7 protein-coding genes and 1 pseudogene are annotated in these 11,690 nt (G+C 61.6%); 1 reads left to right on the forward strand and 7 read right to left on the reverse strand.

Features of this window, described 5'->3' with window-relative positions:
• The first annotated feature begins 58 nt into the window (after positions 1-58).
• The gene (gene deoC, locus WS66_RS31685) at positions 59-739 is read left to right on the forward strand and encodes a deoxyribose-phosphate aldolase (RefSeq protein ID WP_059605816.1); all 681 of its coding nucleotides are present in this window, start codon (positions 59-61) and stop codon (positions 737-739) included.
• Between the two features lie 70 nt (positions 740-809).
• Here deoC and WS66_RS31690 read toward each other — a convergent pair.
• From WS66_RS31690 to WS66_RS31720, 7 genes and pseudogenes are all read right to left on the reverse strand, one after another.
• Positions 810-937: pseudogene (locus tag WS66_RS31690) on the reverse strand (RHS repeat-associated core domain-containing protein); the annotation flags it as partial.
• A gap of 38 nt (positions 938-975) precedes the next feature.
• Positions 976-1,311 (reverse strand): hypothetical protein, encoded by a 336-nt coding sequence (locus WS66_RS31695; RefSeq protein ID WP_059605813.1) that lies wholly within the window; start codon positions 1,309-1,311, stop codon positions 976-978.
• On the reverse strand, positions 1,311-6,035 hold the full coding sequence (locus WS66_RS31700; protein ID WP_108064788.1) for an RHS repeat-associated core domain-containing protein: 4,725 nt from the start codon (positions 6,033-6,035) through the stop codon (positions 1,311-1,313). The genes WS66_RS31695 and WS66_RS31700 overlap by 1 nt, the downstream gene beginning before the upstream one ends.
• A 365-nt stretch (positions 6,036-6,400) precedes the next feature.
• Positions 6,401-6,985 (reverse strand): hypothetical protein, encoded by a 585-nt coding sequence (locus tag WS66_RS31705; RefSeq protein ID WP_159086609.1) that lies wholly within the window; start codon positions 6,983-6,985, stop codon positions 6,401-6,403.
• Positions 6,986-7,209: 224 nt separating this feature from the next.
• Positions 7,210-9,885, reverse strand: a complete 2,676-nt coding sequence (locus WS66_RS31710; protein ID WP_082728846.1) for a TcfC E-set like domain-containing protein — start codon at positions 9,883-9,885, stop codon at positions 7,210-7,212.
• A gap of 52 nt (positions 9,886-9,937) precedes the next feature.
• A complete protein-coding gene (locus tag WS66_RS31715; RefSeq protein ID WP_059599571.1) occupies positions 9,938-10,645 on the reverse strand; it encodes a fimbria/pilus periplasmic chaperone in 708 nt (235 codons plus the stop codon).
• 113 nt (positions 10,646-10,758) lie between these two features.
• On the reverse strand, positions 10,759-11,412 hold the full coding sequence (locus WS66_RS31720; protein ID WP_059599572.1) for a common pilus major fimbrillin subunit EcpA: 654 nt from the start codon (positions 11,410-11,412) through the stop codon (positions 10,759-10,761).
• Between the last annotated feature and the right edge of the window lie 278 nt (positions 11,413-11,690).

The raw sequence follows: 11,690 nt of genomic DNA on the forward strand, positions 1-11,690 counted from the left end.
GTGAAAACATCAACTTTACGTGTGCCCATCCCGCACACGATCCGTGGAGTCCTGAAACATGCCGCTTTCCAACGCCCAACTCGCTCAAACCATCGATCACACGCTGCTCGCGCCCGACGCGAGCGACGCACAGATCCGCGAACTCTGCCGCCAGGCGGCCGAGCATCGCTTTTACTCGGTCTGCGTGAATTCGGCGAACGTGCCGCTCGCCGCGCGCGAGCTGGCTCACACCGGCGTGCTTGTGTGTGCGGTGGTCGGCTTCCCGCTCGGCGCCGGCCTGTCGGCTGCGAAGGCATTTGAAGCAACCGCCGCGATCGCTGCGGGTGCCGGCGAGATCGACATGGTGATCAACATCGGCGCGCTGAAAAGCGGCCGCGCCGATGACGTGAAGACCGACATCGATGCCGTGCACCGCGCCTGCGGCACGGTGCCGCTCAAGGTGATCCTCGAAACGGGGCTGCTGACCGACGACGAGAAGGTGCGCGTGTGCGAGATGTGCCGCGACCTCGGCGTCGCGTTCGTGAAGACGTCGACCGGCTTCGGCCGCGGCGGCGCGACGCTCGCGGATGTCGCGCTGATGCGCCGGACGGTCGGCCCCGTGCTCGGTGTGAAGGCGTCGGGCGGCGTACGCGACCGCGCGACCGCGCTCGCGATGATCGAGGCCGGCGCGACGCGGCTCGGCACGAGTTCGGGGGTTGCGATCGTGACCGATCAGGGGGGGAGTGGGTCGGCGTATTGACTGGTGCACCAGTGAGGCTGGCCCAATTTCCGTCCCAGTCTTAGCTGGAAAATTCCGGTACTTGAGGCTGGCCCAATGGGTCGATCCACTGTATCGGATTGGACGCATATTGATATACGTTGATACCCCCCTTCAATCTGATGGGGTCTTTCGATACAAACCTACCGCTTGTGGATCGCAGTACCGATGCCGGTTGTAGACGAACGAGGGGCCGCTGACGCGGCCATCTCATTCATTTAAAGACGATCCGAAATCAACTTAACCAAATCAGGGAAGAACGCGTCAAGCTCCATGCACAAATCCTCTGAATTCCCGTCGAATTTAAAAATATCTCCGGAAATCAATTTTCCCTCTTGATCCGTCAGATCGGCAGTTACCCTATATTTATCACCCATACCTGTCAGATCAAGTGTTAGATCGATCTCCATTGGGTAGAAGCTTACGTATGCCGTGCCGCCGAGAGAGTTTTGGTAAAACCCTGAATTCGATGACTCAATCTTGACCCTCTTTTCAATGGCACATTCTACCCTTTCCACATAGTCTGACAAATAGGATTTAATATCGGTCGCCATCACTTTTTCCCCCGACCAGTGACTGCTTCCAATATACCTTCTGTCAGAGAATGCGTCGAGCCGCTTCCTCTGGACTTCGCCCAGTCTGTCAATTTTGAATCGATCGGATCGTTTATCGGTCGAATGGTCACGTGACCATTCGGCTTATCATACGTCGCTTGAAGCCCGCACGAACAAAGCTTTCCGACGTCCAGCTCAACATATTTCCCTCTGTCCAATCCCGCTTCCGAAGTGGCTGCCGACAAGCCCGGCTCTTTCCCATCGATTCGAGTCGTGTCTTTTCCTAAGCGCGGAGTCAGGCTATCGGGGGTTCCCGATGCATTTCTAAAGACAGTTCCGCTAGTTATAACCTTAGGTTCAAAACCGGATAAGCCAAGCGGATCAACCCACCCCGTCGGATTGGGTGCGTATTGATAGACGTTGATCCCGCCTGCAAGCCCAATCGGATCTTTCGATATGAACCGTCCGCTACTCGGATCATAGTACCGATGTCGGTTGTAATGCAGCCCGGTCTCATGGTCATGGTACTGCCCCTGGAAGCGGATGGGGTTGGCGATCGGTGCCTTCCCCGAGGCCTTGCGGATCACCTCCTGTGCGACGCCCCAGGCACGGTACTCCGCGCTCCACGCAATCTCGCTGTGCTCGTCGGTCAGCTCCTGCGGCGTGCCGAGGTGATCACACTGGTACCACGCCAGGCCGTCGATGGCTGGTGCGGGCGGCGGCGGCAGCCATAGCGGGTCTTCATCCTGCCGGTAGTAATCGCCGTACTCGGGCTGATCGAGCAATTCGATGGCTTCCTCGCGCACCGCCTGCGCCACCGGCACGAAGCTGCCCGGCTCGTACACATAGTGCGTGGTGCGTGCGCCAAAGCCGTCCTCGTCGGCGATCTTGCTCTCCCACGCCAGCGTGTCGCCATCCCAGCCGTATAGCGTGAAGCCGCATTGCAGCTCGCGGTTGCGTTTCACACGCTCGGCGCGGTTCCAGTGTGGCCCCGCTTCCCTTCTTTCCTCGTAGTACGCCTGACTATGCTTGGACAGACGCCGGCCGAGCGCGTCGTAGCTGTAGTCGACCTTCAGGCGCTCGTCTTCGTAATGCGTCAGGCGGTCGAACAGATCCCAGGTGAAGCGGCCTTCCTTGCCGTTGTGCCAGCGCTGCGTGAGGTTGCCGCGCGCGTCGTACTCGTAGTGGGTGCCGGCGTATTGTTTGAGCAGGTTGTCCAGCGCCTTGATGCGCGGCATGCGCTGGCGCTCGGCTTCGCGCTGCTCGGCCGGGTCGATGAGGTTGCTCGCCGGATCGAAGTCGAAGGTCTCGTGGCCGAGCCGGCTTTGCGCTTCGAGCAGGCGGCCCACCGGATCGTAGCGGTAGGCAAGCTGGCCGCGCCGCGTGTCGTTGATGTCGGTGAGCTGGCCGCCGGCGTCGTAGCGGTAACGGCGCACCAGCAGGCGGTTGCCGCCTGCGGTTTGCCCGACCGGGCCTTTGGATTCGTGGGCAAGCACCTGCTCGCTGAGCCGCCCCATTGAATCCCACTGCTGCGTTTGCAGCAGCCGGTTGCCTTGCAGCCGTGCGACCTCGCGGTGCAGGTCGTCGCGCTTATAGCTGACCAGCTCGCGCTCGTCGAGCTGCAGCGCCAGCAGGTGGCCACTGCCGTAGGTGAGCCAGCTGACGCGGTGGCCGTCCGGGCGCACGGTGGCGATGCGCTGGTTCAGTGCGTCGTATTCGTGCTGCCACACCCCGACCAGCGGCTGGCCCAGGCGGGTGTAGTGTTGGTGCTCGCGCACCAGGTTGCCGGCCGGGTCGTGGAACCATTGCAGGCGGCTGTCGGCGTTGCTGGCCAGTGCCAGGTTGCCGTTGAGGTCGTAGGCAAAGCGTTCGATCTGCCAGTCCTGCTCGCGCGGACTCGCGTCGCCGGTTTGCAGCGCAGCGCGCCGCTCGGTGAGGCGGCCCATCGGATCGAAGGCGTAGGCGGTGATGCGCTGCCCGTCGATGGCGCGCGCCAGCTTGCCGGTCGCCTCCTCGTACTCGTAGCGCGTGATGGCACCGTCGAAGCCGGTTTCCGCCAGCAGACGGCCCACCGGGTCGTAGTGGAACTCGGCATCGCGCCCGTTCTCGTTGCGCAGCGCGGTGAGCTGGCCGAGCTTGTCCCACTGATAGCGCAGGGACTGGCCAGCGGCGTCCACGCGCTTGGCCAGCAGCCCGGCCTCGGTGTAGTCCCATTCGGTGCGCCGGCCCAGCGCATCGATGTGAGTCAGCAGCCGGCCTTCGGCGTCGCGCTCGAAGTGCTCTTCGGTATCGTCCGGGTAGCGGATCGCGGCGAGCTGGCCGGCCTCGTGGCGGTAGCGGGTGACCTGCCCGGCCGCGTCGGTGAACTGCACAAGCTGGCCGCGCTCGTCGTAGGCCCATTCGCTGGCCTTGGCCGAGCAGTCCACATAGCGGGTGAGCTGGCCGCTGCTGTTGTACTCGAGCTGCCTGGTCTTGCCGCTGGCGTCGGTAATGCCGATCGGCAACCCCATCAAGTTGTACGCGTACTCGGTCTTGTTGCCCAGCGGGTCGATGGCCTCCGTCAGGCGGCCGCGGGTATCGTAGTCGCGCAGCCAGAGGCCGCCCTCGGCGTCGCTGATCTTGATGAGCTGGTCTTTGCTATCCCACGCGTAATGCACGGTGGTGCCGTCCGCACGGATGTGCTCCAGCAGGTTGCCGTTCTCGTCATAGGCGTAGCAGTCCTCGCTGCCGTCCGGATGGATATGCTGGACGACGTTCTTCGCCCCATCGCGGAACAGCCATTCCTCACGCTGATCGGGGTGGACGATGCGGTACGTGTAGCCGAGGTGGTCGTAGTAGTGCCAGGTCTCCTGGCCATGGGCATCGGTGACATAGGTGAGGCGGATGTTCTCGTCCCATTCCAGGCGGGTGTCGAAGCTGCCGTCGTCGGCCCATTCGCGCACGGCCTTGGCGTCGGGCCCGTCGCCCTGCCACACCAGGTTCATGCCGCGGCCGGTGCGGTCCGTGTAACGGGTGATCAGGTGGTGCTGGTACTGGTAGGTCCACGCGGCAGCATTCTCGTCCTGGGCCAGCGTGAGGTCGCCCGCTTCGTCATAACGGTACAGGCTCAGGCGGCGCAGGGGTTCGTCCTCGCCCATCAGCCACAGGCCGGTGATGCGGCCAGCCTCGTCCACCAGAGTGCCCAGGTGGGTATGCGGCTGACTGGGATCGTCCTGGTAGGTGATCAGGTCCGACAGCACCGCGCGATTGCCAACGCGGTGGTCGTAGCCGAGCAGCATGCCGGCGCCGCCGCGCAGTTCGATCCGCACCAGCAGGAAGCGGTCGCCGTGGCGCTGGTAGGTCTCGCGGCGTTCGTAGCCACGACACAGCACCAACTCGTGATCGCGTACACGAACCAGGGTGAGGTCCTCGATGCGATCTTCATGGAACTGTCCGACCTTGGGCAGCGGGTAGTCGTGGCTGCGCCCGTCGGCGCCGTGGTAGCGCAGGCCTTCGCCCCGCACATCGAAGCGCGTGGTGTATGGCGTGATCCAGCGCGCGCCCAGCACGCCATCATCGAAAGCGCCCAGGCTGGAGCGGTAGGTGCGGGTCCATTCGACGGGGAACGGGCCCGGCAAGGCGAAGTCGGTATGCGCGATGGTCTCGCTGCCCATGGCGAAGCTGATGCTGCCGCAACTGCCGACACACGTGCCGTTTTTCTGGGGCTTGGCATCGCCCTGGGCCCTACGTTCGACGGGGCGCGGCTCCAGCGGCTGCCCCGGGTGGCTGGCCTTGCTGATGCTGGTGGTGCCCGACTTGACGTTGGCGCCATGTCCCCGGCCTGGTCTGCGGGCGAGCACGGCACGGGCCAGGCCCGCGATGATCCAGCCGATGCTCTGCTCAATGTTTTCGTCGGCCAGACGGCGAATCTGCCGACCGAGTTCGGGCGACAGCCGACGAAGTGCTGCGGTCTCCCGCAGCACTGCATCGCAGGCGCGCTTCGGTATCGCCATTGTCGCCAGGTTGAGGCTGGCCTTGGCCACGCTCGCCTGGAATTGCGTGGCGGCGCCATACACATTGGTGAATACGCCGAGCGGGTCACGCCAGAGTTTACCCGTGGCCTCGAACAGTTCCGCCTTCGCCGCCTTGAGATTGCCCTCGGCATCCAGCTCGCTCAGCACGATCGCGTCCAGGCCGTTGGCCAGGTCAACGATCAGCGCCTCTCCATACTGGGCGGCCGCTTCGATGAAACCGGACAACTCGGCCCGTGCCTTCGTCACGAAGTCTTCCAGGCTGCCCTTGATGCTGGCGTTCAAACTGGTAGCGAGCACCGTGAGCATCGCCTCGCCGACCAGTTGCTTGCCGCTCTTGCGCAACTCCTGACGCACCAGGAACAAGCCGGGGCGCAAACTCATGCGGGCAGCCGCTGTGCCGGGCAAGGGCACCACGCCCATCAGGTTGATGCCCAGGCTCACCCAATCGAGCGTATGGCGCTCTTTACTCTTAGCGAGGGTGACGATATCGCCGAACACGTCCGCCAGTGCGAGGATGTTGCCCAACACCGGCAGCGCACCGGCCATGGTGGAGATACGTTCCAGCGAGATCGTGCCGTCGCTGATGCTGATCAGCCAGTCGTCGAAGGCACTGATGCTCTGCCCCACGTCGGCGGGTTGGATCAGATTCACCGGGACGACGGCTACTTGCTTTGCTCGAGGTACTGCGGCGTTGCTGTTGTTGCTATCCATCGCGGGTTAATCGGAATGTGAAATTGGAATCGATGAGCCGCAATCCGATGCGGCTTCTTGTGATGGGAGCGCTGCGTCCGGGACCGAGCCTTGTTTAGGGGGCAAAGGCGCCCCTCTGTCGCGCCCGGTGCCTCTTGACGCTCGCTAAGGCGACAGTTGTACGGGGGCGTGATGCCGGAGCCGATCTGCTTTCAAGATCGCTACTCAGGCAAGAGGGCATTGCATTTGGCATGAGCCGTCGAGGCGATTCCTGGGGATAACGCCGCAATGGAATGCTTCTTCAACCCTGAAGAACCGAGCGCGTGAGCAGGCGCGCCTATCGCACCCGTGCCGATGGGTTCGAATACATCGAGCGACAGGGAAAATTAATTCGTCGGCACCACTTTCACTTCATGTGTGTCGGTCCCGTTTGCCAAGACGACCCTGACCGGGCCGCCCACTGGATTCAGCCCGGCCAGATCGAGTGATTCACCAGGCGACAAATAGCGGTCTCGCATGCAGTCAATCAAAAGCGCACATTCCCCATGCGCGGTTGCCAGCATGACCGTGTTCCCCGTATTAACGAATAGCGTCCCATCGACCCGATAAGCCTGCCGTGGCGACCTCGGCTGCACGACCAGGATTGTCTGCAACTCGAGACGCGGTTTCACCTTGACCGCATTTGTATCGATCGAAACCGCGCGTTCCTCCCGGAACGTCACGCGAAAATAGCGTGGCGAGTCGTCACTTACACCTTTGAAATAGAGACGCAACCACCCACTCTTGTTCGGGCGTAACACGAGCTGCTTCGGCGCGTACATCAGATCGCCGCCGTTCGGCTTCCAGGTCGCGACGTCGCCATACGGCGGAGCACTTTCCTCCACTGACACGCCGTATACGCGCGTCTGGTCGCTGTCGTTCACGACCTCGCGAACGAGATAGTCTTTCCCGGACCCCATGAAATAGGTCATGTCGCCAACGGACAATGCCTGCGCGGTGCAAGACCAGACCAACATCAAGAACGCTGCGAATTGCCTCAATCGATTCCTCACTGGTTACTGGTCCGCGCATGCGCATCTCACCCGCTACAACTCAGCCGGTCGGCCCGGCATCGCGCGTTACCCGACAAAAATAGACGCGCGACCGACTGCGTCGGCCGCGCATATGGATACGTCCCCTCCATTTTGGTTTGGCATCAGCCTTCGCGACGCCGAACCGGGCGCGCATCGGCCACGCTTTTCGGTTTGCATTCGATCTGATCAACCCACAGCGCGCCTTGCGCCTTGCTGAGGTCAAAGTCGATCTCGCACGTTCCGCCGGTGCCCGTCTCGTATTGAATGACCGGATAGGCGGTATCGACGTCGATCACGAAACCGCCGTCGGCTGCAGTCGTAGCCTTGCCGATGTGGTTGCGAATCTCGGTGTTCGGCTTCACCAAACCGTTCTCGGTCAGCACGCCGAACACCGTTACCAGCCGGCGGACCTTCGGCATCATCGACGCGACGTTGCCCGGATACAGCACGAGCTTGGCGTCGCCTTCCTGGATATCGAAGTTTTCCGGCGTGTCACGACGCGTGCGGATCGTCACGCGGTGTTCGCGGTATCCCGTAAGCGGAACGAACGTGGAACGCGAATCGAGCGCCAACGCCCCATTCGTGGACACCATCTCGAGGTTGCCACGTGCCGACTTGTCCACGCCGACGATCACGCCGCTTTCGCCCTTCTTGCTGTTGAACCCGATGCCGCGCGTGTTCCACCCGACACTGCCCTGCATCGCGGCGGTGCCGCTGGCGTCGCCGGTATCGTCGATGTTCACGTTACCTTGCCAGCCGAACCAGCGGTTGTGGCCCTGCGCGCCAAGGTTCGCTTGGGTGCTCGACGGATTGCCATAGTCGCTCGACAGCGAACGCGAGCGGTTGACCCCTGCCGACAGATAGTCGACGCCCGGGATACGCTCCGGCCGCCAGCCGACGTGCGCGCCGATCTGCTCGGTATCGAGCGAACGCGAATAGTCGATGCCCGCGTCGCCGAACGAGAACGTCGCATTCAGGCCGACGTAGAACGCATTGTTCCACTTACGGCCCATGCCGCCGCTATTCCGGCTGAACATCTGGCCGCCATTGAGCATCACGCGCACCCATTTGTTCGAGTAAATGTCCTGGCTCCAGTCGATGCGGTAGTCCTGACCACCGCCGCCGTATACGCTGCCGCTCACGTTGAGCGTCGCGTTGTTGGCCCAGCCGAACATACGCGCAACGTTCACGTTCGAACCGAAGCTCAGTGTGCGCTGATTGTATACGCCGTTTTTCGCGGTGCTGCCCGTCGTCAGCATGTAGTTCGCCCACGCGCCGACAGGCCCGATGTTCGCCGCGCCATTCGCATTCACGCGAAAACCGCCGTCGCTCGTCGCTCCCGTGTCGATGCCTACGTTACCGTGCTTGAAACCCCGTTGATAACGCAGTTCGGCGGCGGCCAGACCGTCAAAATAATATGCACTGCCGTTAAACGTTCCGAACCGAGTCGCCATCTTGCCGCTCGCGCCGACGAGCTGTCGGCTGATCGCACCACGTCCCCCAACGTTGTTCGCAACATACTGGCCGACATAGAACTGATACTGCGTGTCCGCACCGGTTCCGCCGTTACTCGGCTTGTACACTTGCTCATTGCGGGACGACACCACACGACCGTTGACAACGACGTCCACGCGAATCGGGTAAGTCCCGACTGGCAACTGGCGCGTATCGATTTCCTGGTTGCCGAGGGGAAGATGCTGAACGTTGATCAGCTTGCCGTCGCGATGAATCTGCACTTCACCCGATGCAGGCATGAACGCGAAGATTGGCGTGCGCGCCAGCGAGCCGTCGTTCAACTCCGAGCGGCTTGCGGTGCCTGCGCTGACGCCAAGAAAGCGCCCGCCCGGAAGGAACGTTGTCTGCCCCAGCGCATTCATCGACCAGGTGCTCAGATAGCCGGCCGTGATCGATACGCCGCGGTAATCACGTTCCAGCCGCGCTTCATACAAGTTGAAATCGTCGCCGCTGCGAATGTCGCCCTCAACATACGCGTGATTGACACCAATTGCGCTGACCGACTGCATGTGGAGGTAGCCGTTCGCATCGGCTCTGGCGTTCTTCACGACCGACATGTCGTAATTCAGCACACCGCTCGGATGCTTCTCGGTACTGTCGGGCAGCATATGCAAGCGCGGCGCGCCTTCGCTTGCATAGGCATCCCTCGGCAGTTGTGCAACCAGTTCGAACGTCCGGAGATTGAATTCCAGTTGGACGTCAGATACGTCCTCGCGTGCGCTCGACGTTTCCGCGACCATGCGCAGCGGCTTGCCGTAGCGATCCGCAATCCTTTGCTTCGCGGCATCCGTGATGGCGATCTTCGCGAGGCTGAAGTCCACCAGCGTCAGCGTGCGACCATCGTACTTGACGGTCGCCCGGCCCGCTTCCTCCGAACCGCTATCGATCTTGAGCCGCACGGGCACGTCGACACCCTGCTCGAGTGCACCGAGCAGGTTGTCAGGAAAGGCGTACTGACCGGCGACCAATGCGCCATCGGCATCTGCACCCTCCGCAGGATCGGGCGCGCGATCGGCAATTTCCGGATGCAACGAGCGAGCATCGCGGCCTGGTTCCATGTCCGACGCTGGCACGGACACCGATGCGTATTCCGAGGCCGTGATCGCGTCGACATCGACGGCGTATGCGGACTCGTCGCGCCCCCTGTCAGCTTCTGGCTTCTCGACTGCCCGCGCACCCCGATCGAACATCACCGAATGATCCGCCGCAAGCACAGCCGACGACACCCATCCTCCCGCAAGGGATACGGCGACGTTAATTGCTGTCATTGTCGACTTTTTCATTCGCAGTCCAAATTGAATCTCTGTTTATCCAAGTCACATAACCGTGATTCGGTTACTTCGCTACGACCTTCGACGGTGCGGCATTCATCGGGAAATACTGGTAGTCGCTGCCTTTCCAGACGCCAATGCCTTGAAGGGATACCAAGCCCTTTTCCTTTCGCATGTCTCCCGACTCGCCCGGGAGCAGGAAAGTGGATCGGCTGCACGCCTTCGGTTCGGTCGCGGCCTTTTCTTCGCACTTTCCCGTGGCCGTGACATGGACGAAGGTATTTCCGATGTTCTTCACACGCCCGTTGCCGTCGTGTTCGAATTTGAAGTGGATCATTCGTGGGCGCACGACGAGGATCGAACTCAATCGAATGCGCTGCTTCGCGGACAAGCTGACGCCATCACTGATGTTCGATTGCGACGACACGGCCTGTTCAATGAACGACAACTGGTAGTAGCGCTCCTTGTCGTCCCGCTTGCCCTGGTAGTAGATCTTGACGTCCGCCGTTCGATGCGGCGGCAGAAACACCGTTGCGGGCGAGATCAGCACATCCTTTTTCTGCTCATGCAGCACCTTCAATTGCCGCGGATTGGTAATCTCCTGGACTTCCGTCGACACGAATTTGGCTACCGAGTCGTCGTTCTTGATCTGCTTGACGACGTAGAACTCGTTTTCCTGCATTTCGGTCGTCAACGATCCGATGCCAATGGCCGATGCATGCTGCGCGCCCATCAGCGCGGCCGCCAGCGCCAAGAGTTTGAGTGGCTTCATCGTGTCCTCCGAAAGAAAAGAAAAAGAAAATGCCGAACCCCTAGACCGCGAGGTCCGGCATTACCGGAGTCAATGCCTGCTTCGACCGAATCTACGCAGGCATTCGGCGCAACTTACGCGGTCGGCGTTTCCCAGCTCGCGACGAAACGCACTTCGACGTCGCCGTTGTAACGGCCGTCGGAGACGCCAGACAGACCAGTGCCAGTCAGCGCGTTTCCGTCCTTGTCGGTGCCTTCTGCGATCGAGAACTTCACCGGCACGCCATTCGCCTGGTGGTACGAGCCGTTCGGCGTCTTGTTCGGGCCGACCTTCGACAGATTCATGTTCTGCAGGCCATTTGCCGCGATCGACGGCGCCGCGTCACCGCCGGTGCCCGACAGGATGTCGGTGAGGGTTTCGCTCAGCTCGACGCCACCGAGATCGACGCCGACCTTCAGCGAATCCTTCACGCCACCTGCAACGGCATTCAGCGTGTTCTTCGTGACTTGCGCCTGGATCTTGTAGCCCGTGCCGCCTTCGTAACCCGCCGCGAGAACGGTCAGCGTGCGGTCCTGCGTCGAGAATGCTTCGCTCGACGGGTTCCACTCGAAATCGAGCGTCGTGCTACCTTCCGCGAAGACGCTCAGCGTCACGTCGGACTTCTTGACAACGGATGCCGTCCACTTCACGCGTGCTTCTTCCGGGCCCACGGTTGCGGCGATGGCCGGAACAGCGAACGCGACTGCGAGTGCGGATGCCACTGCGAGGCGGAATGCAGTTTTCTTCATATCGATCTCTCAAAGGTGTTCATCAATTAACTTGGATGACCAGACGACATCCCGTACCCGGGGATGCTTCTGGACCGCCCGTCCTACCAACTGCCGGTTCAATGGGATTGCCAGATCACGGCGGCGAAACGAATTATTTCAATTGAAAGGCCAATGTAATATAAGAATGGGCCTAAAAAATCCTTGACCCGCTTCGAACGGCACACGCTCATGCGGCCCGGCGCCCGTGCTGATGGATGACAGTCACACCCGAGCGCATCCCTCTCCGGCAAGTAAGC

The organism is Burkholderia sp. LA-2-3-30-S1-D2 (assembly GCF_001523915.2).
In the GTDB taxonomy this organism is placed as follows: domain Bacteria; phylum Pseudomonadota; class Gammaproteobacteria; order Burkholderiales; family Burkholderiaceae; genus Burkholderia; species Burkholderia diffusa.